This window comes from Methylophilus sp. 14 (assembly GCF_015354345.1).
Classification (GTDB): Bacteria; Pseudomonadota; Gammaproteobacteria; order Burkholderiales; family Methylophilaceae; genus Methylophilus.
Genome location: NZ_JADKYS010000001.1, coordinates 604,703 through 625,882, shown reverse-complemented (window position 1 = coordinate 625,882; position 21,180 = coordinate 604,703). Strand labels below are relative to the sequence as shown.

The 21,180-nt window shown below is 53.1% G+C and carries 24 protein-coding genes; 8 read left to right on the top strand and 16 right to left on the bottom strand.

Annotation, left to right across the window (positions count from 1 at the left end; translation table 11 throughout):
* The 5 genes from INP78_RS03130 (at position 1) to INP78_RS03110 (ending at position 4,114) form a co-directional block, all read left to right on the top strand.
* Positions 1 to 1,014 (top strand): ankyrin repeat domain-containing protein, encoded by a 1,014-nt coding sequence (locus INP78_RS03130; RefSeq protein WP_228522619.1) that lies wholly within the window; start codon positions 1 to 3, stop codon positions 1,012 to 1,014.
* Positions 1,015 to 1,069: 55 nt separating this feature from the next.
* Positions 1,070 to 2,671 (top strand): NAD+ synthase, encoded by a 1,602-nt coding sequence (locus INP78_RS03125; protein WP_194740721.1) that lies wholly within the window; start codon positions 1,070 to 1,072, stop codon positions 2,669 to 2,671.
* Between the two features lie 88 nt (positions 2,672 to 2,759).
* Positions 2,760 to 3,098, top strand: coding sequence for a P-II family nitrogen regulator (locus tag INP78_RS03120; protein WP_029148398.1), 339 nt, complete (start codon positions 2,760 to 2,762; stop codon positions 3,096 to 3,098).
* A 66-nt stretch (positions 3,099 to 3,164) separates the two neighbouring features.
* Positions 3,165 to 3,509 (top strand): DMT family protein, encoded by a 345-nt coding sequence (locus INP78_RS03115; RefSeq protein WP_194740720.1) that lies wholly within the window; start codon positions 3,165 to 3,167, stop codon positions 3,507 to 3,509.
* A 119-nt stretch (positions 3,510 to 3,628) separates the two neighbouring features.
* Entirely contained in the window at positions 3,629 to 4,114 is a 486-nt protein-coding gene (locus tag INP78_RS03110) for an FxDxF family PEP-CTERM protein (RefSeq protein ID WP_194740719.1), read from the top strand.
* A gap of 66 nt (positions 4,115 to 4,180) precedes the next feature.
* On the opposite strand, the gene kdsB is transcribed toward INP78_RS03110, so the two are convergent.
* The 9 genes from kdsB to INP78_RS03065 form a co-directional block, all read right to left on the bottom strand.
* Entirely contained in the window at positions 4,181 to 4,921 is a 741-nt protein-coding gene (gene kdsB / locus INP78_RS03105; protein ID WP_194740718.1) for a 3-deoxy-manno-octulosonate cytidylyltransferase, read from the bottom strand.
* A 2-nt stretch (positions 4,922 to 4,923) separates the two neighbouring features.
* Positions 4,924 to 5,106: a Trm112 family protein gene (locus INP78_RS03100; RefSeq protein WP_194740717.1), complete on the bottom strand. Its 183-nt coding sequence runs from the start codon at positions 5,104 to 5,106 to the stop codon at positions 4,924 to 4,926.
* Positions 5,103 to 6,161 (bottom strand): tetraacyldisaccharide 4'-kinase, encoded by a 1,059-nt coding sequence (gene lpxK / locus INP78_RS03095; RefSeq protein WP_194740716.1) that lies wholly within the window; start codon positions 6,159 to 6,161, stop codon positions 5,103 to 5,105. The genes INP78_RS03100 and lpxK overlap by 4 nt, the downstream gene beginning before the upstream one ends.
* Positions 6,161 to 7,915, bottom strand: a complete 1,755-nt coding sequence (gene msbA / locus INP78_RS03090) for a lipid A export permease/ATP-binding protein MsbA (RefSeq protein ID WP_194740715.1) — start codon at positions 7,913 to 7,915, stop codon at positions 6,161 to 6,163. Before msbA ends, lpxK begins: the two co-directional genes overlap by 1 nt.
* A gap of 84 nt (positions 7,916 to 7,999) precedes the next feature.
* The gene (locus tag INP78_RS03085; RefSeq protein ID WP_194740714.1) at positions 8,000 to 8,428 is read right to left on the bottom strand and encodes a biopolymer transporter ExbD; all 429 of its coding nucleotides are present in this window, start codon (positions 8,426 to 8,428) and stop codon (positions 8,000 to 8,002) included.
* A gap of 36 nt (positions 8,429 to 8,464) precedes the next feature.
* Positions 8,465 to 9,070: a MotA/TolQ/ExbB proton channel family protein gene (locus INP78_RS03080; RefSeq protein ID WP_194740713.1), complete on the bottom strand. Its 606-nt coding sequence runs from the start codon at positions 9,068 to 9,070 to the stop codon at positions 8,465 to 8,467.
* A 100-nt stretch (positions 9,071 to 9,170) separates the two neighbouring features.
* A complete protein-coding gene (locus INP78_RS03075) occupies positions 9,171 to 11,594 on the bottom strand; it encodes a DNA internalization-related competence protein ComEC/Rec2 (protein WP_194740712.1) in 2,424 nt (807 codons plus the stop codon).
* Between the two features lie 9 nt (positions 11,595 to 11,603).
* On the bottom strand, positions 11,604 to 12,308 hold the full coding sequence (gene lolD / locus INP78_RS03070; RefSeq protein ID WP_194740711.1) for a lipoprotein-releasing ABC transporter ATP-binding protein LolD: 705 nt from the start codon (positions 12,306 to 12,308) through the stop codon (positions 11,604 to 11,606).
* Positions 12,301 to 13,605, bottom strand: a complete 1,305-nt coding sequence (locus tag INP78_RS03065; protein WP_194740710.1) for a lipoprotein-releasing ABC transporter permease subunit — start codon at positions 13,603 to 13,605, stop codon at positions 12,301 to 12,303. Before INP78_RS03065 ends, lolD begins: the two co-directional genes overlap by 8 nt.
* A gap of 215 nt (positions 13,606 to 13,820) precedes the next feature.
* Between INP78_RS03065 and INP78_RS03060 the strand changes: the two genes are divergently transcribed.
* On the top strand, positions 13,821 to 14,024 hold the full coding sequence (locus INP78_RS03060; RefSeq protein WP_194740709.1) for a CsbD family protein: 204 nt from the start codon (positions 13,821 to 13,823) through the stop codon (positions 14,022 to 14,024).
* Positions 14,025 to 14,083: 59 nt separating this feature from the next.
* Here the strand turns inward: INP78_RS03060 and ppc are convergent, their stop codons facing one another.
* On the bottom strand, positions 14,084 to 16,879 hold the full coding sequence (gene ppc / locus INP78_RS03055) for a phosphoenolpyruvate carboxylase (protein WP_194740708.1): 2,796 nt from the start codon (positions 16,877 to 16,879) through the stop codon (positions 14,084 to 14,086).
* 295 nt (positions 16,880 to 17,174) lie between these two features.
* On the opposite strand from ppc, the gene INP78_RS03050 reads away from it, so the two are divergent.
* Complete coding sequence (locus INP78_RS03050) at positions 17,175 to 17,396, top strand: hypothetical protein (RefSeq protein ID WP_194740707.1); 222 nt, start codon at positions 17,175 to 17,177, stop codon at positions 17,394 to 17,396.
* 7 nt (positions 17,397 to 17,403) lie between these two features.
* Here the strand turns inward: INP78_RS03050 and INP78_RS03045 are convergent, their stop codons facing one another.
* The 5 genes from INP78_RS03045 to rsmD form a co-directional block, all read right to left on the bottom strand.
* Complete coding sequence (locus tag INP78_RS03045) at positions 17,404 to 17,661, bottom strand: hypothetical protein (protein ID WP_194740706.1); 258 nt, start codon at positions 17,659 to 17,661, stop codon at positions 17,404 to 17,406.
* Positions 17,654 to 18,061 (bottom strand): lactoylglutathione lyase, encoded by a 408-nt coding sequence (gloA, locus tag INP78_RS03040; RefSeq protein ID WP_194740705.1) that lies wholly within the window; start codon positions 18,059 to 18,061, stop codon positions 17,654 to 17,656. The genes INP78_RS03045 and gloA overlap by 8 nt, the downstream gene beginning before the upstream one ends.
* A 62-nt stretch (positions 18,062 to 18,123) precedes the next feature.
* Positions 18,124 to 18,375: a YfhL family 4Fe-4S dicluster ferredoxin gene (locus tag INP78_RS03035; RefSeq protein WP_194740704.1), complete on the bottom strand. Its 252-nt coding sequence runs from the start codon at positions 18,373 to 18,375 to the stop codon at positions 18,124 to 18,126.
* A 39-nt stretch (positions 18,376 to 18,414) separates the two neighbouring features.
* Positions 18,415 to 18,903, bottom strand: coding sequence for a pantetheine-phosphate adenylyltransferase (coaD, locus tag INP78_RS03030; RefSeq protein ID WP_194740703.1), 489 nt, complete (start codon positions 18,901 to 18,903; stop codon positions 18,415 to 18,417).
* Positions 18,904 to 18,943: 40 nt separating this feature from the next.
* Complete coding sequence (gene rsmD, locus INP78_RS03025; RefSeq protein ID WP_194740702.1) at positions 18,944 to 19,483, bottom strand: 16S rRNA (guanine(966)-N(2))-methyltransferase RsmD; 540 nt, start codon at positions 19,481 to 19,483, stop codon at positions 18,944 to 18,946.
* Between the two features lie 131 nt (positions 19,484 to 19,614).
* On the opposite strand from rsmD, the gene INP78_RS03020 reads away from it, so the two are divergent.
* A complete protein-coding gene (locus tag INP78_RS03020) occupies positions 19,615 to 19,812 on the top strand; it encodes a PLDc N-terminal domain-containing protein (protein ID WP_194740701.1) in 198 nt (65 codons plus the stop codon).
* Positions 19,813 to 19,856: 44 nt separating this feature from the next.
* Here the strand turns inward: INP78_RS03020 and INP78_RS03015 are convergent, their stop codons facing one another.
* A complete protein-coding gene (locus INP78_RS03015) occupies positions 19,857 to 21,167 on the bottom strand; it encodes a pitrilysin family protein (RefSeq protein ID WP_194740700.1) in 1,311 nt (436 codons plus the stop codon).
* Positions 21,168 to 21,180 lie beyond the last annotated feature (13 nt).

Genomic DNA, 21,180 nt, shown 5'->3' with positions numbered 1-21,180 from the left:
ATGAAGCATCGTCCTCAGACAACCCATCGGCTTGGCGCCCTTTGCATGAGCGCCTGCCTGTTGCTGGGGCTATCCCTGCCTGCACAGGCGGCAAAAAAAGCGCCGCCTGTTGATGAAACCAGCATAGAGCCCAGTGCCAATATTTCTTACCTGTTGATCGCATCCTCCAAAGGCGACCTGGCCACGGTGAAAGCGTTACTCAAAAGTGGCGCCAACCCCAATGTGACCGACAGCGAAAAAATCACGCCCATCATGTATGCCGCGCGCAAAAACCAGGCAGCGGTGATTACTGAGTTACTGGCCAACGGTGCAGACATCAACGCCAAAGACCAGGGTGGCTGGACCGCGCTGATGTTCGCGGCCAAAAAGAACAATATTGACGCCGTGAAAGCCTTGCTGGAAAAAGGGGCTGACGTTAAAGTACGCGACCCGGCAGGCTGGAGCGCGCTGGGCCTGGCTGCGACCTCAGGCTATAGCGAAGTGGTGGGCCTGATTATTGCGCGTGGCTTTGACGCCAATGTACGCGCATCAGATGGTAAAACTGTGCTCATGTATGCGGCCAAAAGTGGTGACGTGCCTACCATCACCTCCATTTTAAGCCATGGTGCAGATGCTAACCTCAAAGATAAACTCGGCACCACGGCGTTAATGATTACGGCCAGAGAAGGCCATACGCCTGCCGCCATTTACCTGCTGGAACATGGTGCCAAGGTGGACGAAGAAGATGAACATGAGTGGACAGCATTGACCTGGGCCGTGACTAAGAACCAGACCGAGGTTGCCAAAGCGCTGCTGGAGCACAAGGCAGATGTTAACCACAAGGACAGTGAAGGCACCCCGCTGCTACATTTAGCCGTGAGCAACAACTCACCTGACATGGCACGACTGCTACTGGAGCATGAAGCCAATGTGAAAACCCGCGATCAATACGGGCTCACCGCTTATGTCTACGCACTAAAAGGCCAGAACCCTGCCATGGTAGAGCTGATTAAAGCTGCCGGTGGCAAATACTGACCGCATACATATTCCATCAGGGCACTATCAAACAGGGCTCCATCCATAGGGCATTATGAAACTCGCAATTGCTCAAATGAACTGCATGGTCGGTGCCATGCAACAAAACGCAGAACGCATCCTGGCACTGGCTCAGCAGGCCTATGCGGCAGGTGTCAGGCTGTTACTGACACCCGAGCTGGCGCTGTGTGGCTACCCGCCCGAAGACCTGCTGTTCAGACAAGACTTTTATGCCGCCAACCAGCGCGCCCTGCAATGGTTAGAGCAACAGTTGCCTACCGATATGGCAGTGGTTATCGGCCATCCGCATACGGTGGCAGGCAAACGCTATAACGCAGCCTCGGTGATACACTCAGGCAGAATCCAGGTCACTTACCACAAACACAACCTGCCCAACTATAGCGTCTTTGATGAAGAACGTTATTTTGAGGCAGGAGACTTGCCAGTAGTCTTTGAATGGCATGGTGTCCGCTACGGCATCTTAATCTGCGCCGATAGCTGGGAACCCGGCCCTGCCTTACAAGCCCTGCAAGCGGACGCGCAAGTCCTGCTGACCATCAATGCCTCGCCCTACCACATGCACAAACAGCAAACCCGCTATCAGGTCTTGCGTGAGCGTATTCAGGAGACAGGCCTGGCCATGGTCTATGCCAATATGGTGGGTGGTCAGGATGAACTGGTCTTTGATGGCGCCTCGTTCAGCATGAATAGCCAGGGTGCACTGGTGCAAGAGCTGCCAATGTTTGAAGAAAGCCTGGGCTATCTAAACATAGACGGCATACAGCCGCAGCCGACCGATATTGCCCCGCCACTGGCGGTGGAAGCTGCCGTGTATAAAGCCTTGTTGCTGGGCCTGCAAGACTACGTCAATAAAAACAAATTCCCCGGCGTGGTGTTGGGTTTATCCGGTGGCATAGACTCGGCGTTGACGCTGGCCATTGCGGTCGACGCCCTAGGCAAAGAGCGCGTGAAAGCGGTGATGATGCCGTCAGAGTTTACGGCGGGCATCAGTGTAGAAGACGCGGCTGAAATGGCACGCTTGGTCGACGTTGAGTACAGCGTGTTACCGATCAAGCCGCTGTTTGAAGGCTTTTGCGACACGCTCGCTGAAGAGTTCACAGGCAAATCATTTGATACCACCGAAGAAAACCTGCAAGCGCGTATTCGCGGCATGTTACTGATGGCCATCAGCAATAAATTCGGTAGCCTGGTGCTGACCACGGGTAACAAGTCTGAAACTGCCGTCGGTTACAGTACGCTATATGGCGACATGGCTGGCGGCTTTGCACTGATTAAAGATGTACCTAAAACGCTGGTCTACCGGTTGGCGGCCTATCGCAACCAGTTGGGCACCGTCATTCCGGAGCGGATTATTACACGGGCGCCCAGTGCAGAACTGCGTGCAAACCAGACCGACCAGGACAGCCTGCCGCCTTATGAGGTGCTCGATGCGATCATGGAGGCTTATGTGGAAAAAGACTACAGCCTGGATGCCATCGTCAAGCTAGGCTATGCGCAGGCGGACGTGCAGCGCGTCACACGCCTTATAGACCGTAACGAATATAAACGCAGGCAGGCCGCCGTCGGTGTGCGCATTTCCGAGCGCGGATTTGGCAAAGACCGCCGCTACCCGATTACCTGCAACCTGACTTTTTAACCCGGCTAACCAGTGCCTCACAGTGATATTTGAATAAACAGCACTGGTTGCGTAGAATGCTAGACAAAGTTTTATCCACGGAGCGCGTATGAAAAAAGTAGAAGCCGTCATTAAACCCTTTAAACTGGATGAAGTGCGTGAAGCCCTGTCCGCCATTGGCGTCAATGGCCTGACCGTGACCGAGGTCAAAGGGTTTGGTCGTCAAAAAGGCCACACCGAGTTATATCGCGGTGCAGAATATGTGGTGGACTTCCTGCCCAAAATCAAAATTGAAGTGATCCTGGCCACTGACATGGTAGACAGTGCCATTGAAGCCATTATTAAAGCCGCACATACCGGCAAGATTGGCGATGGCAAGATTTTTGTCACCTCGGTCGAACAAGTCATCCGCATCCGTACCGGCGAAACTGGCGAAGCAGCTATTTAATTCAAACCGCATCATCCCGGGTGGCGCATCAAACTGCGCGCCCGGTTTCTCTTAAATGGGTCTGGCATGTCGTTCACCCTGATTAAAACCATCCTGTTACTATCAGCAGCCAACCTGTTTATGTTGTTTGCCTGGTATGGTCATCTGCGCGACTTGCACCAGAAACCACTCTGGATTGCCATCATTGCCAGTTGGGGCATTGCCCTGATTGAATATTGTTTTCAGGTGCCCGCAAACCGCATTGGCTTCACCCAGCTCAACCTGGCGCAACTCAAAATCCTGCAAGAAGTCATCACGTTAGTCATCTTTGTGCCGTTTGCGGTGATGTATATGCAGCAGCCACTGAAATGGGACTACCTGTGGGCAGGTTTGTGCATGATGGGCGCTGTTTACTTTATTTTCAGGACCTGACTTCTACTTATTTCTTTTGAAGTTCCCCGCCTGACCCTAATGGGCTATTTCCCCAATGACGTCATATTGTCATAATCGCATCCAGTAACAATTGAACAATATCTAACGGGGAACACACAATGTTAAAGAATATTCTGATCGCAGCTTCATTGCTGGCCAGTACGTCTGCTTTTGCAACAACCACGACGTTTAGTGGCACAGACCTTCCAGGCACCAACTTATCCAACACTGTAAAAATCAATATCTCCTACCTGGACGGCAGCTTTGATTTGACCGGCGTGCTGGATCCAAGCCTGAGATTACTTAATGAAAACAACTCTGGTTTATACGATGGCCTGACATTGGTCAGCGATGCAGATGACACATTCAGCTATGCACCGACCCTGGTTCCATTTGACCTGACCAGATACACATTCAGCGTGTCCAACCTGGCCGCAGGTAACTACACTTTGCAATTCAACCTGATTGCTGGTGGCCGCTACGAAGGTAGCTACACCATCAACCCAATCACGGTGCCAGTACCAGAGCCAGAAACATATGGCATGATGTTTGCCGGTTTGGCTTTGATGGGTACGATTGCTGTACGCCGTCAGAGAAAAAACTAATTGACGCGTAACGCGCAATAAAAAAACCTGCAGATGCAGGTTTTTTTATTGCCTATGTTTCACACATCACGACACGACAAATACTTTCCGCACCAAATCTAAATCTTCAGGGGTGTCCACACCACTCGCAGGCGCATGCGCGGTGATGGTCACCGCAATTTGATAACCGTGATACAACACGCGCAACTGCTCCAGGCTTTCAATTTTTTCAAGTGCAGTCACTGGCAAACTCGCGTATTGCTTGAGAAAACCCACCCGGTAAGCATAAATGCCAATATGGCGATGGGCGACCAGAGACTGCTTATACTCGGCGTCACGTGGAAACGGAATGGCCGCACGACTGAAATACAGGGCTTGCTGTCTGGCATTTAATACCACTTTAACCACATTCGGGTTTTCAAACGCCTCAGCCTCATGAATAGGATGGCAGGCGGTAGACATCACCGCATGCGGGTCGCTGGCCAGGGTTTGCGCGACTTCGTTAATCAAGACCGGATCAATCAGCGGCTCGTCGCCCTGCACATTCACCACAATCATCTCATCCGGCCAGCCCATTTTCGCCACGACCTCAGCAATACGATCGGTGCCAGAGACATGGTCAACCTGTGTCATCACAGCCGCCACACCATATGCACCAGCAGCGTGCAGGATATCGTCATGGTCTGTCGCAATCACCACCTCATTCGCCAGGCTTTTGGCGGCCTGTTCGGCCACGCGAACAACCATAGGCTTGCCTGCAATATCGACCAGTGGTTTGCCCGGCAACCGTGTGCTGGCAAAGCGGGCAGGAACAACAACCTTAAACATCGTTATTCACTGTACTCGTGCTCGTCCAGACGACGCGCTTCGTCTTCCAGCATGACGGGGATACCATCTCGCACCGGATACGCCAGGCGTGCATTTTTTGAGACTAGTTCCTGCTTTTGCTTATCGTAGGCCAACGGCCCTTTGGTCACTGGGCAAACCAGGATTTCCAGTAATTTGGGATTCATTTTTGACTTCCTTTATATGGTGGCATGGCTGCTTTTGCATGCTTGTGTTTCAACAGGCCAATGACAGAGGCTGCCAGTGATTGATCATGACCCACAGGGGTTAGTTCTGCCGATACGGGCAGAAACCAGGCATTTTCCAACCCCAGATGCTGACATTTTACGGCATCTTTCTCGGTCATCAAGATGGTTTTTCCGCGCAATGATAACAAGTCGGCCTGGGTATAGGCATGATGGTCTGCTAGCGGGCGCTGTTCAAAGTCCAGCCCCATGTGCGTCAGCAGCTGAAAAAAACGTTGTGGATGCCCGATGCCTGCCACCGCAACCAGGCCCTGCGCAACGGACTGCTTGCGTAAAGCGTCATTGTTGGTTTCACTCACAAAATCTGCGACCGAGGTCCATGCACCCGCGTGCAAGGTCAGTTGATAAGTTTGGCTATGCACTGGCGACGCTGGCAACTGCCCGGTTTCGACCACCAGGTCGACTGAGCGTAAACGATTCATGGACTCGCGTAAGGGTCCGGCGGGCAATAGTTGGCCATTGCCTATGCCTAATGGCCGTTGCACCACGGCAATTTCAATATCGCGCTGCAAGGCATAATGCTGCAGGCCATCATCACAGAGCAACACATTCACCTCAGGATGCGCCTTGAGCAAGGCTAGGCCACCAGCCGCCCGTGCAGGGTCTACCCAGACCGGGCAGCCCGTGCGGCGGGCAATCAACACCGGCTCATCGCCACATCGTGCAGGCGCACTCTCTGGCGTCACCTCACCGCGATGCTGCCCCCCGTAACCACGACTCAAGATGCCAGGCGTAAATCCCGCCGCCCGTAATTGTTGCGCTAGGTAGATGACCAACGGCGTTTTACCAACACCGCCGACAGAGACGTTGCCCACAATAATGACTGGCACCGGCAAGGCCTGGCTGGAAAATAGGCCGATACGGTAACCATAACGCCTGCCTGCTGCGAGCAGCGCGAATACCCACGATAACGGCAACAGCAGACATTGCGCCCAGCCGCGTGTTTGCCATTGCCGTTCAAACCAGGTGCGCAACATCAGTCGTCTTGAAACTGCTTGTGATAAAGCCTGCTGTAATAGCCGTTCTGTGCCAGCAAGGTCTGATGTGAGCCAGTTTCTATAATATTGCCGTGATCCATGACAAAAATTCTGTCAGCATTTTCAATGGTACTCAGCCTGTGTGCAATGACAATGGTCGTACGGTCACGCATCAGGCGGTCCAGTGCCATTTGCACATGCAATTCAGACTCACTATCCAGCGCCGAAGTCGCTTCATCCAGTAATAATACCGGCGCATTTTTCAAAATAGCGCGTGCAATCGCCAGGCGCTGACGCTGGCCACCGGACAAGCGTACGCCACGGTCACCGATCTCGCTTTGCAAGCCCTGTGGCATTTGCTGGATAAACTCCCAAGCATTCGCCGCTTTCGCCGCTTCAATCACTTCCTGCTCACTGGCATCACGCAACGCGCCATAGGCAATATTGTTAAAGATGGTATCGTTAAATAACACAATATCCTGGCTGACCAACGAAAACTGCGCGCGCAAATTGTCGAGCTGGTAATCCCGCACATCGTGGCCATCCAGCAACACGCGGCCCTGTTGCGACTCGTAAAAGCGCGGCAACAGGTTAACCAGCGTCGTTTTGCCGCTGCCTGAGCGGCCCACTAACGCGACTTTTTCACCCGCTGCAATCTCAAAACTCAAGGCAGACAAAGCATCCTTCTTGGCTTGCGGGTAGCGCACGGTGACTTGATCAAAACGCAAGGCGCCCTGGGCTCGACCAACTTGATACTTGCCTTGATCGACTTCATTTTCAATATCCAGCACATCAAACACACTTTGCGCCGCCGCCAGGCCAATCTGCAAATCTTCATTGGCAGCAGTGATATGTTTAATCGGCGCAATCAGCATCATTAACGCCCCCACAAAGGCGGCAAACTCGCCGACGGTAAACTGCGCCAGCGCGTAGAAAACCACCAGTCCCAAGGCCACGGCAGACAAAATTTCAATCACGAAACTATTGAGTCCAGAAATTCTGGCCGTACGTAATTCGAGTTGACGGTTGCGGCTCACCACCTCACCAAAGCGGTCATTCTCGAACGCCTGCGCGCCAAAAATCTTCACGATACGCTGTGCAGCAATCGCCTCTTCTGCGGTTTTGGTAATCTCGCCAACCGCCTGTTGCACTTTTTTAGCATTGGCCCGCAATTTGGGCGTGGTGCGCGCCAGGTACAAGCCCATCAACGGGGCAACCAAGGCAAAAATCAGCGTCAAACGCCAATCCAGGTACAGCATGTAGCCAATCAGGCCGATCACTGTCAGCACATCGCGCAACACATTGAGTGCAGAACGCGTGACCACAGTAGACAGGCGCTCAATGTCATAGGTCATTTTAGAGACCAGCAAGCCGTTGGAATTGGCATCAAAAAAACTCACTGGCAACATCAGTAATTTGGCAAAAATCTGCTTGCGCAAGACTTCCACCACGCGCCTGGCCACAGTGCGCAAACTATAGACCGAAAAGAATCCGGCCACCGCCCTGATGGCCATCAGGCCAAACAACATCAGAGGCAGCACATACGCATCATGGTCGCCAGACTTGGCAAAGCCTGCATCGGTGACTTCTTTAATCAGTGCCAGAAACAAGGTGTTGCTGGAGGCCAAAATAGCCGTAGACACCATGGACAATGCAAAATGCATCTTGTAATGCCAGGCGTAGGCAAACAAGCGCTTATAGAGCAGCACAGGATTGGTGATGACCACCGACTCAGAAGAGGACTTACGCGCCATGCGATTTTCTCGGGCAGACTAAAAACAAACAGCCCGCCAAGGTTGACGGGCTTGTTGATGGAGCAGATGGTGTTACCGGCAACATTAGCGGGAATTCACCTGCGTCGCAAACGTAATATGCGTGTAATTGGCCGTGCGCGCAGCTTCCATAATATTCACCACTGACTGATGTGTGGCCTTGGCATCGGCGTTGATAATAATGGTAGGCTCTTTGCCAGCCGGCCCTTCGGACCCGACTTGTGTCAGCACTGCCGCCAGGTCAGACACAACGGCACCGTTGGCTTCTTTGCCATTCACCAGGTAGCGGCCATTGGCATCGACTTCTACCGTGATCGTCAGCGGCTTTTCTTGCGGAGCATTGGCATCGGCGGTTGGTAAGTTAATTTGCAGTTCGCTGGTACGAGAGAACGTCGCGCTCACCATCAAAAAGATAATAATCACCAGCAGGACGTCGATCAGTGGAATAAAGTTGATTTCCAACTCTTCGTTACGGACACCACGTTTGAAATTCATGACATTGCCTTTGTGTTCAATATGCTCGCGATGGTCTTAGCCACGGTCACCGTGGATAATCTCTACCAGCTTGATCGCTTGCTGTTCCATGTCGACCAGGAAGCCATCAATTTTGCCGCGGAAATAACGGTAAGCAATCATGGAAGGCACCGCCACCACGATACCGGCCGCCGTGTTATACAGCGCCACAGAAATACCGCGCGCAAATTGCGCCACGTCATGACCGCTGTTGGTAAATGAACCGAACAGTTCCACCATCCCGATCACTGTACCCAGCAAACCAAGCAAGGGGGCCACTGTAGCAATGGTGCCCAGGGTTGGCAGGTATTGTTCCAGCTTGTGTGCCACGGCACGGCCGGTTTCTTCAATCGCTTCTTTGGTCACGTCACGTGAGTTATTCATATTGGCCAGTGCGCTGGCAAATACTTTACCCAACAGGGAGTGTGCTTCGAGGCGGCTCAGCGTTTCACGCGTCACCCCGCCCTGCTTTAACCAGTTTTGTACTTCTGGCAGTAATTGCTCAGGCGTCACAACCGAGGCTCTTAATGCCCAGAATCGCTCAACGATGATAGCGAAGGCAATCACAGAGGCAATAATCAGAGGCCAGATAGGCCAGCCGGCCGCTAAAATAATTTCCCACACAGCAAACACTCCAGTTGTTTTTAAACTTTCGCTACTTTAGCGTTAACCAGGCCTGAGGGCAAGTTTTGTCCGGTATCCATCAAGGTACAATTGCCATAAATTACAATTCCCAATAGTGCGGCTCTAATGCCCGCCAGCGGCGGACTTGTGGACGCGAGCCCTGGGTAAAATCCAGTACAATGGCGCCATCCCGGTCTGAGCGTAATGTCTGGCTGCCCAATGCCTGATAACGCGCCATCACCTCGGGCTTGGGATGACCAAACCGGTTGTGGTAACCGACAGTGGCAATCGCTATCTCGGGGTTCACCTGGCGGATCAATGCCAGGCTGGACGAGGTTTTACTGCCATGGTGCGGCATGGTCATCACCGTAGAACGCAGGCTGCTGCCGAAGGGAGACGCAAGTAGCGCCAGCTCGGCGGGATACTCAATATCGCCGGTCAACAAGATACTGCCGTGTGCAGATACTACCTGGATCACACAACTTTTATCATTGTCCTTCGTACCTGTCGGCAACCTCTCTGTTGGATAAACCACCCGAAACAACACCTGGTCCCATTGCCACTGCTGCCCGGCATGGCAGGCAATACGCGGCAGGCTAGGGGCTTGAGGCAGCTGTTGCAACTGCGTAAAAAAAGCCGCATCAGAAGTCAGTGAGCTTAATATTCGGCCTGCAGACACGCCTGCCAACACAGAAGCCATGCCGCCCACATGGTCATTATCATCATGCGAAATGACCGCGACATCCAGCCGCTGGATGCCCAGATGCCGCAAATAAGGCAAGACAATACGCTGGCCCGCATCACTTTGTTCGTGATAGATCGGCCCGGCATCATATAGCATGGCATGCTGCGCCGTTTGTACCAGCACACTCAAGCCTTGTCCGACATCCAGCACAGTGACGCGCATTTGGCCAGGTTGCAACGCTGGTGACAGAGGTTGCCACAGCGGCAACCATAATAACAACCCGGCCCAGCGCAAGGGCCAGCCCCGAGGCATCAGCCATACCAGCGTCCCCGACATAGCCATCAACCATGCCCACATGGGCGGCGTCGCCACATACCCCACCGCCCAGGGCAATTGATGCAACCAGGCTAAGGCGTGCGCACACACCTGCCACAATCCGGCAGCGATGTGTAATAAGCCATCCAGGGGCAACACTGCCCCGGCAATCGCCAACGGCACCACACCTACACTCACCAAGGGAATTGCCAGGCCATTTGCCAGCGGTGAGACCAACGAGAGTTGGTTAAAAAACAGGATAAGTACTGGCACCAATGCCAGCGTCATAATCCATTGTGTTTGTAGTGCAGATTGCCACCAGCGTGACGGGCGCAAACGCCCACCCATGGCGAACGCCAACACCGCCACCGCGCCAAAAGACAGCCAGAACCCGGGTGCCATGACCGCCCACGGATCCAGCAACAACACGACCCACATGGCGACGCAAAGTATCCAGGAAAAAGGCAATCTATGCTTGAGGCTCAGCATCATCAGCACCGTGAGCAACATGTATAGCGTGCGTTGGGTGGGAATAGAAAAGCCTGCCAGGGCCGAATAGGCAATCGCAACCAATGCGCCGCCCGCGCTCGCCGCCAATTTGGAGGGCAGATGCAAGGCCCAACGCGGGCGTAATCGCCAGAGCCAACCGATACACAGATAGCCCAATGAAGCCAGCATCGTAATGTGCAAGCCAGAAATGCTCACCAAATGGTTAATGCCGGTATCCACAAATAATTGCCAGTCCGTGCGCGTAATGTGGCTGTCATCACCAATCACCAGCGCACGCAAGACGGCACTGGCGGGCGTCGCGCCCAACACGCGTTCGATACGCTCCCCCACACTGGCGCGCCAGCGCGCAATCAACGCAGCAGGTTGCCAGGCCAGGGGTTGCAATTGATGCATGGGGGCTTTGGTGACAATGGACCCGCTGGCACCGATGTCATTCGCCAGACACCAGGCAGCATAATCAAATCCATGCGGATTACGCGTGGCATGTGGCCGTTTGAGGCGGACACTGAATTGCCAGCGTTCACCTGCTTGCAAACGCGGCATGCGGGCGGCCGGTGTTGACGTGTCACCGCGATAAGACTGCTCATACAAGTTGAGGCGCAGTCTTGCTGGTAACGGACAGGCGCGGTTAACACTATGCTCAATCGCCATGTCTACATGCTGGCCACGCGCATCACGCTCAGGCACGCTGACAATCACGCCCTGCACTTGCAATACCTGCTGCTCACAGACCGCGGGCAGCGCCGATTGCAAGCGCCACCAGGCGCGCGCCTGCGCGTAGGCAAAGCCTAAAGCAGCAATCAGCAATACCAACCAGAGCTTGCGCAGCAGTGTTTGATAACGAAAAGAATGAGAAACGCCTGGCACCCAAGCGTGGAAGAGGCCGTATCGTAATACCCCGAACGCGGCCAGTAATGACAACCAGCCTGCCCACGCCGTCAGCGACCATAACTGCGATTGCTGCTGAAACAGCCAAACTCCAAACAGTAATCCGACTGTGGCGCCTGGCAGCATGTGGTCACGCTAACTGGCAGTCACATCCTGCGGCGCAGAGGCCAGGGTTTGCAGTGTGCCATCCTGCAAACGATACTGCCGATGCATACGTGCCGCCAGGGACAAGTCGTGCGTGACGACGACTAACGCCGTACCTTGCTGCGACTGTATTTGCAATAGCAATTCAAACACCTGCTCTGCCGTTTGCCGATCGAGGTTACCAGTCGGCTCATCAGCCAGGATACACCGCGGCTGCGTCACCAGCGCACGCGCCAGGGCAGCGCGTTGACGCTCGCCACCGGAGAGTTCGCCAGGCGTATGCTCCAGCCGGTGTGATAGCCCAACCAGCGACAAATAGTGCTCAGCCTGCGCCAGCGCATCTGTTCTCGGCATGCGGCGAATCAACAAAGGCATGGCCACGTTTTCGAGCGCACTAAACTCTGGTAGCAAATGGTGAAACTGGTAGACAAAGCCCAGATACTGGTTGCGCATGGCGCTCTTGTCACGCTCAGACAAACTGGCCAATGGCTTGCCTAACCATGCCACCTCGCCCTGCGTAGGCGCATCCAGCCCACCCAGCAGATGCAGCAAGGTGCTTTTGCCGCTGCCAGATGCCCCGACAATCGCCACATGGTCGCCCGCGGCCAATTGCAGGTCGACACCAGTCAACACCGAAGTATCCAGGCCTTGATAGGTTTTTGCCAGTCCCTGGCATTGCAATATCAACTCACTCATAACGCAAGGCCTCCGCCGGATTCATGCTGGCCGCACGCGCACTTGGATACAAGGTGGCGACCAGGCTCAGTAAAATAGACAAACCGACAATCGCCGTCACATCTGACCACATCAGTTTAGAAGGTAAGTCACTGATGTAATACACATCTTTGGATAAAAACTGCACATTGAACGTGCGCTCTATCCAGGGCACCACGGTTTCAATATTCAAAGCTAATATCACGCCCAGCACCGCGCCAGACACCGTGCCTATGATGCCTATCATCGCCCCTTGCACCACAAACATCTTGCGGATGGCTTGCGGCGTGGCGCCCATGGTGCGCAAAATCGCAATATCCGCGCGCTTGTCGGTCACCGCCATCACCAGCGTAGACACAATATTGAACGCAGCCACGGCCACAATCAGCGCCAGGATAATAAACATCACGCGCTTTTCAAGCTGAATCGCTTTAAAGAAATTGGCGTGCTGTTGCGTCCAGTCAGTCACGTAATAGTTAGGGCCCAATGCCTGGACCAGCTCGCGACTCACACGGTCAGCCATAAACAAATCGGCCAGCTTCAAACGCAAGCCAGACACCTGGTCGCCCAGGCGATACAGTTTGGCAGCATCATCAAGGTGGATTAATGCCAGCCCGGCGTCATACTCATACATACCTACCTGGAAAATCCCCGCCACCGTAAATTGCTTAATGCGCGGCACCAGCCCGGCAGGCGTCACCTGCCCTTGCGGCGCCATCAACACGACTTTTTCACCCACACGCACGCCGAGCGCCATGGCAAGGTCAGAGCCCAAGACAATATTAAATTGCCCGGCCTGCAAGTCTTTTAACTGGCCAATTTTCATTTGGGTCGACAGCTCAGAGACGCGTGCCTCTTGATCGGGTAACACGCCACGGATCAGCACGCCTTGTACTGCCTGATCGTAAGTGAGCATGCCCTGCGCCATGATATAAGGCGCAACCCCTTCAATCGGGCTAGCCACAGACTTAGGTGGGATAGACTGAATCTGCTGCTGCAAATCTTGCCAACCCGCCAGGCCCACATCAAAACCACGCACCTCGATATGCGAGGCCACGCCCAGAATGCGTTTGCGCAACTCGTCCTGAAAGCCGTTCATCACTGATAACACCACAATGAGCGCCATCACGCCTAGCGCAATGCCCACCATGCTAGTCAGGGAGATAAAAGAAATGAAATGGTTGTTACGCTTGGCGCGGGTATAGCGCCAGCCAATCCAGTATTCATAGGGCAATCGTTGCAGCAGCGATTGGCCCAACGCAGAAAGTGTGTTCTTCATGCCCGAATCTTAACAGCTTTTAATGGCCCAGCGGAACCCACACACGCGCAAAGTCATGCTGTATAGAGCTTTTCTGACGCCCCATGTCAGCCTTATCTGACCTCAAGTTAGTCCACCCGCCGACTGAATCCACACGGCTTTATCTTTAACATGCAACACAGGTTAATGACCTGAACACTATTCTTAAATTGTGGCTTAAATTGAGGAGATTAAACATGAATAAAGATATTTTTGAAGGCAACTGGAAACAACTCAAAGGCAAAGTCCAGGAACAATGGGGCAAGTTAACCAATGACGATCTGGATGTGATTGAAGGTAAGCGCGACCAAGTCGCCGGTAAAATCCAGGAACGTTACGGCATCACCAAAGACGAAGCTGAGAAACAAATCAGGACCTGGGAAAGCAAGCATAAGCACTAAGCTAATGTGCCAAAAAAAGGACAAGTCAGACTTGTCCTTTTTTCATGTCGAAGCAATGCTTACCCGGTATTGCGCAAGCTGGTGGCAATGCCGTTGATGGTCAGTGGAATCGCCCACTTCAGTTTTTCATCAGTTTCGCCATTGCGGTAGCGCTGTATCATTTCTACCTGCAAATGATTCATCGGGTCAAGGTACGGCAGACGGTCACGGATAGATTTGGCGATGACTGGCTGTGTCGCCAGGCGCTGCGTGGTGCCCAATAACAAATTCACCGCATCAGTCGTCAACTTGTGCTCGTGCGCAATGCGGCTAAAGATCTCTTCACGCAGATCACGGTCTTCGAGCAAATGGGCGTAATGACGCGCCACGATGAGGTCGGTCTTGGCCAGCACCATATCTACATTATTAATCAGCGTATTAAACAAGGGCCAATGTGCCTGCATTTCGTGCAGCATCGCCAGCCGCGCGTCTTTCAACGCCGGATCTTGCTGCAAAAAGTGTGACACCGCACTCCCCAGGCCATACCAGCCGGGCAACAACAAGCGGCATTGCCCCCAGGAAAACCCCCACGGAATGGCGCGCAAATCCTCAATGCGCCGCGTCGATTTACGTGCAGCGGGACGGCTACCTAAATTCAGTTCGGCAATTTCGTTGATCGGGGTGGTATTAAAAAAGTATTCGGCAAACCCTGGCGTTTCATAGACCAGGCTGCGGTAACTGGTCATGGCCGTGGCAGACAGTGTTTCCATCACGCCTTCAAACGCGCGTCGCTTGCCGGATTCCAGTTGGTCAGCCGGGAACAAGGTCGCATCGAGCGTGGCGGCAATCAGGGTTTCCAGATGCTGACGTCCAACCACCGGGTCCGCATAACGGGTGGAAATAATTTCGCCTTGCTCGGTGAGGCGAATCTGGCCATCCACCGTGCCTTTGGGTTGCGCCATGATGGCCTGGTAAGTCGGGCCACCGCCACGCCCCACCGTGCCGCCCCGGCCATGAAACAGGCGCAATTTAACATTGGCCTGATTGAACAATTCGACCAGCGAGATTTCTGCTTTATAGAGCTCCCAGTTAGAAGTCAAAAAGCCGCCATCCTTATTACTGTCCGAGTAGCCCAGCATGACTTCTTGCTCATTGCCCTGATAGCGAATCACATGGCGAATACCCAGCAGACTGAGCCATTTCCCCATAATCATGGGGGCATCGCGCAAGTCAGCGATGGTTTCAAACAGCGGCACAATATTCAAATCCACCTGGATATTGGCCGAGCCCCACACGCCGCGCAGCAAGCCTGCCTCGCGCTGTAGCAATGCCACTTCCAGCAGGTCAGACAAGGTTTCGGTATGCGAAATAATATATTGGCGCACCGCATGTTCGCCAAAGCGCTCACGCATTTCGCGCACCGCTACCAGCACACCAATTTCTTTATGCACCAGCTCTGAGTACTGCTGAAACGGTGAAAACAGCAAGCGCGGCTGCTTGAGTTCCTCCAGCAAAATACCGATTTTTTCATCCTCATTAAACCCGGCATAATCAAAGTCATGGCCAGCTTTTTGTAATAACTCGGTAATCACCGCTTCGTGCACATCTGAGGATTGCCGGATATCCACCGTTGCCAGGTGAAAGCCAAACGTGGCGATGGCCTTGATCAGCTTGCCCAGGCGTGGATAAATCAAGGCCTCGCCCTGATGCGCACGCAAAGAGTCGGCAATGGTTTGCAAAGGTGCCAGCAAGGCCTCTGGTGTTTCGTAAGGGTCGGCGGCCATATCTTCGGCCAACACCCAGCCGCCTTGTGGCAGTAGCGTATTGGCCGTCACTAGTAAGCGATCGTGAATACCGTTAAGCGCCAGCCGATAGGGTTCGTCCAGCCGATGCTGCGACTGGTCACGTGAGGACTTGGCCATCTGCAACACGGCATCTGCGACGCCGACCACGCGCGTAGAGACCGCCAGTTCGCGTTTCAATGCGGCCAACTCCTGCAAGTAAAACTTGAACAAGGTTGTCGCCTGCAAGCGCACACTCTCGCGCAAGGTTCCGCCATTCACAAACGGATTACCATCGCGGTCACCGCCTATCCAGCTGCCCATGCGCAAGAAGCCGGGCAATGCCACATCAGGCAACACATCGGCCAGATCGCACTCAATGTCCTGCAAAATCTCTGGGATCACATGTAAAAACGTACTCTCATAGTAGGTTAATGCATTTTCAATTTCGTTGAGCACACTGAGTTTTGAATAGCGCATCATGCGGGTTTGCCATAACGCAGACACGGCGCCTTGCAACAGCAGCGCATTGCGCGCCAACTGCCGCTCAGACACCATAGCCGCACGCGCAGCAAGCAACTCGGCAATCAGGCGCTCAATATCCAGCACGCTTTTGCGCTGTACTTCGGTCGGGTGTGCGGTGAGCACGGGGGAAATCAGCGCATCCTCTAACAGGTGTTTAATGGTGTCCGCCGGAATCCCGGCTTCTTTGATTTGCAACAAAGTATATGAAAGCATGCCGGGTGCCGGAGTATTTTGCTGGCAATGGCCCAATTGCTGGCCGTATAAATCCTCAGCCAGATTCACCAGATGCTTAAAATAAGCCAGTGCCCGCACCACGCGCACGGTGTGCTCCAGGCTCAGGTTAGCCAGTAACTGCTCTAGGTCGAGTGAAGCCTGCTGGTCGTGATTCTGGTGAAAACGCAGTGCAGCTTGCCGAATAGCAGCAATCTTCAGGGAGATCTCCTCCCCCTCCACCTCCAGAATGGCCTTGTCGAGCAAAGCACCCAACAATGTTATATTTTCGGACAGCCGTGTTTCCGCCGAAGCCATGGCGACTGACATCGTGGCACTGGCCGCAAGTTTTTTGTTCATGGTGCCTCTCCTCTAGCTCAGTGCGAGCTCCATGATAGACTAGCAACAAGCAGGCCATCTTCAAGGTGGTTTTTTTCACTTAAGAATCATGGTGTTAAAGAATCTAAATAGCAGAGATGCACCGTCATCAGGCGATAGGATGCACTGATTTGGCTCTTGTGATTGCAAGCCTGGCTTTAAAGCGAAACGTTGGCTAAAAGCGGAAATCCGTAAAATGATGCAAAATGTTGGCTGCAGACATCCATGCATGGGCTGACGGATTACATGCCTGAGCTGGCTCAGGCATAATAAACACATGGCGCTTATCAATCTTGATCATTGGATACAGCAAATATTGACTGTCTGGCAGTCATTGTCTGCACTTGGTCTGTGGCAGCAAGATGCCTTCTTGCTATTGGTATGTTTGCTCGCTTGCCTGCTGCTCTTTATCACCGGCACGGTGATAGGTCTGTTTGTGCAGTCTTTGTGGGGGATTTTTGTTTCCAGCCGTCGTTCAGCTGACGAAGACCATAAATAGTTGACTGTTATAGGTCTGCGGTCAGGGATTGCTGAATCGCAGCCAACTCAGCGCTGACATCTTGCCCGAACGCTTCATACTGCTGACCACCAGTCCTGGCATACCAGTATTTGCTATTCCAGGTATCACCTTCAATTTTATGCAGCACGGCATGTATCCAGTTCGCCGTGCTGTCACTGTAATCCTGCGCGATATTGTGGGCCGCGTCCCAGTCGCCAGCTTGCGCCAGCGCCACGGCCTCCAGTAAATGGTCCTTGTTAGACATTCACAGGGTACTCAATGGTCCCCTTCTGGATGAACTCGATTTTATAGCCGTCCGGGTCTTCAATAAACGCAATGACTATCGTACCGTGCTTCATCGGACCGGCTTCGCGCACCACTTTGCCACCCTTGGCTTTCACCAGCTCACAGGCTTTGTAGGCGTCATCCACTTCAATCGCCATATGGCCATAAGCGCCGCCCATGTCATAAGCGGTTTTGCCATAGTTGTAGGTGAGCTCCAGCACGGTATTGTCATACTCGTTGCCATAGCCGACAAACGCCAGCGTAAACTCACCATCTGGATAATCCTGGGTACGGATCAGCTTCATGCCGAGCACGCCGGTATAAAAATCGATAGAACGTTGCAGATCGCCTACGCGCAACATGGTATGTAATACTCGCATTATTGACTCCTTGATATCCTGGTAACTTCAGTTTTAATTTTAGGTTTTAATATTGGTTCTAATTATTGATTTGCAGTGATGCGCACATACTTTTCCATCAGTTGCTCCGGTGTTTCGCGCCGGTCAGGGTCGAGTGGGATGCAGCTGATAGGACACACCTGCTGACATTGTGGTTTATCGTAATGCCCAACGCATTCCGTGCACAAGTCAGGGTTGATTTCATAAATCTCGGCGCCTTGCGAAATGGCCTCATTCGGGCACACCGGCTCGCAGACATCGCAGTTAATACATTCGTCGGTAATAAATAAAGCCATGACTCTTTAAAGATAAGGGATTCTCTATCTGGCAAAGCGTTAAGCCGCAGCCAGTTTTTGCTTAATCGCAACTTCGACGCCTGGCGATACAAACTGGTTCACATCGCCGCCCAGGCGCGCCACTTCGCGCACCAGGCTGGAGGAAATAAACATAAATTCTTCAGCCGGAGTCATAAACAGGGTTTCCAGTTTGGGATACAACTTGCGGTTCATGCCTGCCAGTTGAAATTCGTACTCAAAATCACTGGCGGCCCGCAAGCCACGAATCACCATCTGCCCGCCTTGTGCCTGCACAAACTGCATGAGCAAGCCATCAAACCCCACCACGCGGATATTGCCACCATGAAACACTGACTCAGCCAATGCCACGCGCTCGGGCAGGCTGAACAAGGTCTGCTTGCTGGTGCTGCCCGCGACCGCCACAATCACTTCATCAAACAGATTGGCGGCCCTGCGCACAATATCTTCATGCCCCAATGTAATCGGATCAAACGTCCCCGGATACACTGCCACTCTGGTTTTACTCATGCACCTTTACCCCGAATATTTTTTTAAGGTGTTCCTGACCCTATGCTTGCGCTGGCTGCAACAGATGGTAAAACACCTGCCCCGCCTTGCCGGACTTGATCACTTGCCAGTCCGAGTCGGATTTTAACGCATATTCCGCTTCTACATACAGCAAACCGTCTTCGGCCAGGTGGCTGGACAACTGCGGCAACAACTTATCCAGCCACTGTTTATGGTAGGGTGGATCGCAGAAAATGACATCAAAACGCTGGTTGTTTTGTGCCAGAAACTGCAAGGCATCCATCTGCCGGATATCGGCCTGCGTGGCTCCCAGCAAACGCTGGTTTTGCAGCAAGGCCTGTAATGGCGCTTTGGCCAGCTCCAGCATGATGGCCTGCCTGGCATTACGCGACAAAGCCTCAAAGCCCAGTGCCCCGGTGCCAGCAAATAAATCCAGGCAGGTTTTACCTGTCAGGTCCTGGCCTAACCAGTTAAACAAGGTCTGGCGCACACGGTCAGAGGTCGGGCGCAAGCCTTCTGCGTCTGGAAATTTAAGTACGCGGCTACGCCAAATGCCTGCATTCAATCGAACTTGATTCATGAATATGGTTCTATTCGTTAGCAACAACAAAGCATGATTATAAAGGCGTTCAAGGGTTCAGCCACATTTACATGGATATCCATGCAAATGGATCGTGCTATGATTCACGGCAATTCACAAAGGAAAACAGCATGGAATTTTTATTGGGGTTTGGCATACTAGGCAGCCTGACTGCATTGGCACTGGGATTATTTTGGGTTTGGATGCTGGTGGACTGCCTGGCCAACCAGAGCGAAGACAAACTGGTCTGGTTTCTGGTGATTTTCTTTCTCAACCTGCTGGGTGCGTTTTTATACTACCTGCTGGCGCGCAAGAAGCGCATCGCCTGATACACCGCAATCAAAAAAGCCGACCACGTGGTCGGCTTTTTTTGTTATTCGGCCCCGACAATGACGGTGGCAAAACTTTCCGGGTGCACTCGCCGCTTAAAGGCATCATTGACCTGCTGCACGGTCACTTGCGCCACATGGTCGTTAAAGCTATCCAGGTAATCCAGAGGCAGCTGGTAAAAACCGATCATATTCAGGTACTCCAGAATCTTGCTATTGCTGTCTATGCGCAGCGGAAAACCACCGATCAGATTATCTTTGGCCGCCGCCAGCTCTTTTTCTGTCACGCCTTTATCCACAAACTGCTGCACCGTTTCTTTCACCAGTTTGAGTGCTTCATCAGCCTGTTCCTTCTTGGTTTGCAGGCCGATCTGGAACGGGCCTAACTGGCTCATGGGCATAAAATAACTGTACACACTGTAAGCCAGGCCACGTTTCTCGCGCACCTCTTCAGTCAGGCGTGAAACAAAACCGCCACCGCCCAGAATATAGTTACCCACATATAAAGGGAAGAAATCCGCATCGCCGCGTTTATTGCCGGGCTGCCCCAGCAGAATATGCGCCTGCACTGCCGGATGCGGTATTTTTTTCACGCTGGCCGAGGCAGGTGCCGTCACAGGCGGCACCGCGGCTACCGCAGGCCCTTGCGGCAAACCGGCACTCAGTCGTGCAGCAATTTGTTTGGCTTGTTCGGTGGTCAAATCGCCCATCATGGCAATCACTGCAGATTTGGCCGTGTAATAGGTTTCGTAAAACTGGCGTAACTGCGCCGCCGTCAGTGACTGCACGGTGGAAATTTCACCGTTTTGATCCAGGCTATAAGGATGCATGCCGTACACAGATTGCATAAAGGCTTTTTGCGCGATACTGTCAGGCTCGGTTTCAGCCTCCTGCAACGCAGCAACAATACGTGCCTGCTCACGCGCAAGCACCGCTGGCGGGAAATCCGGCTGATGTAACACCAGTGCAAACGCATCCAGCGCGGCCTGCTGCTCACTGGTCAGTGTGCGCAACTTGAAGCTGGCGCGGTCGGCATCAAAGCTACCCCCCAGCACGGCACCAATATCGGCAAAGCGATTGGTCAGCGCCTCCTCTTCCAACCCACCAGCGACCAATGCCATCAAATGGTGCGTCACCGCCGCCGTACCACCGGTTTCAGGCTGGTCATAGGCGCTACCCGCGCGAAAATTAATGCTGACATCCATCATGGGTAGCGAGTGATTTTCAACAAAATACACTTCACTGCCTTCTGCTGTCGTCCAATGCTGGATGTTGAGGGCGGCCAGGACATTGGTTGCATAGCTTTGCAACACCAGTGCCAGTAAGGCCACTTTTAAAAAACCAATTACGTTCATGCTGTTCCTTGAT

Coding starts and splice junctions, on each gene's coding strand:
- INP78_RS03130 (WP_228522619.1), top strand. CDS start 1: ATGAAGCATCGTCCTCAGACAACCCATCGGCTTGGCGCCCTTTGCATG.
- INP78_RS03125 (WP_194740721.1), top strand. CDS start 1,070: ATGAAACTCGCAATTGCTCAAATGAACTGCATGGTCGGTGCCATGCAA.
- INP78_RS03120 (WP_029148398.1), top strand. CDS start 2,760: ATGAAAAAAGTAGAAGCCGTCATTAAACCCTTTAAACTGGATGAAGTG.
- INP78_RS03115 (WP_194740720.1), top strand. CDS start 3,165: ATGTCGTTCACCCTGATTAAAACCATCCTGTTACTATCAGCAGCCAAC.
- INP78_RS03110 (WP_194740719.1), top strand. CDS start 3,629: ATGTTAAAGAATATTCTGATCGCAGCTTCATTGCTGGCCAGTACGTCT.
- kdsB (WP_194740718.1), bottom strand. CDS start 4,921: ATGTTTAAGGTTGTTGTTCCTGCCCGCTTTGCCAGCACACGGTTGCCG.
- INP78_RS03100 (WP_194740717.1), bottom strand. CDS start 5,106: ATGAATCCCAAATTACTGGAAATCCTGGTTTGCCCAGTGACCAAAGGG.
- lpxK (WP_194740716.1), bottom strand. CDS start 6,161: ATGTTGCGCACCTGGTTTGAACGGCAATGGCAAACACGCGGCTGGGCG.
- msbA (WP_194740715.1), bottom strand. CDS start 7,915: ATGGCGCGTAAGTCCTCTTCTGAGTCGGTGGTCATCACCAATCCTGTG.
- INP78_RS03085 (WP_194740714.1), bottom strand. CDS start 8,428: ATGAATTTCAAACGTGGTGTCCGTAACGAAGAGTTGGAAATCAACTTT.
- INP78_RS03075 (WP_194740712.1), bottom strand. CDS start 11,594: ATGCTGCCAGGCGCCACAGTCGGATTACTGTTTGGAGTTTGGCTGTTT.
- lolD (WP_194740711.1), bottom strand. CDS start 12,308: ATGAGTGAGTTGATATTGCAATGCCAGGGACTGGCAAAAACCTATCAA.
- INP78_RS03065 (WP_194740710.1), bottom strand. CDS start 13,605: ATGAAGAACACACTTTCTGCGTTGGGCCAATCGCTGCTGCAACGATTG.
- INP78_RS03060 (WP_194740709.1), top strand. CDS start 13,821: ATGAATAAAGATATTTTTGAAGGCAACTGGAAACAACTCAAAGGCAAA.
- ppc (WP_194740708.1), bottom strand. CDS start 16,879: ATGAACAAAAAACTTGCGGCCAGTGCCACGATGTCAGTCGCCATGGCT.
- INP78_RS03050 (WP_194740707.1), top strand. CDS start 17,175: ATGGCGCTTATCAATCTTGATCATTGGATACAGCAAATATTGACTGTC.
- INP78_RS03045 (WP_194740706.1), bottom strand. CDS start 17,661: ATGTCTAACAAGGACCATTTACTGGAGGCCGTGGCGCTGGCGCAAGCT.
- gloA (WP_194740705.1), bottom strand. CDS start 18,061: ATGCGAGTATTACATACCATGTTGCGCGTAGGCGATCTGCAACGTTCT.
- INP78_RS03035 (WP_194740704.1), bottom strand. CDS start 18,375: ATGGCTTTATTTATTACCGACGAATGTATTAACTGCGATGTCTGCGAG.
- coaD (WP_194740703.1), bottom strand. CDS start 18,903: ATGAGTAAAACCAGAGTGGCAGTGTATCCGGGGACGTTTGATCCGATT.
- rsmD (WP_194740702.1), bottom strand. CDS start 19,483: ATGAATCAAGTTCGATTGAATGCAGGCATTTGGCGTAGCCGCGTACTT.
- INP78_RS03020 (WP_194740701.1), top strand. CDS start 19,615: ATGGAATTTTTATTGGGGTTTGGCATACTAGGCAGCCTGACTGCATTG.
- INP78_RS03015 (WP_194740700.1), bottom strand. CDS start 21,167: ATGAACGTAATTGGTTTTTTAAAAGTGGCCTTACTGGCACTGGTGTTG.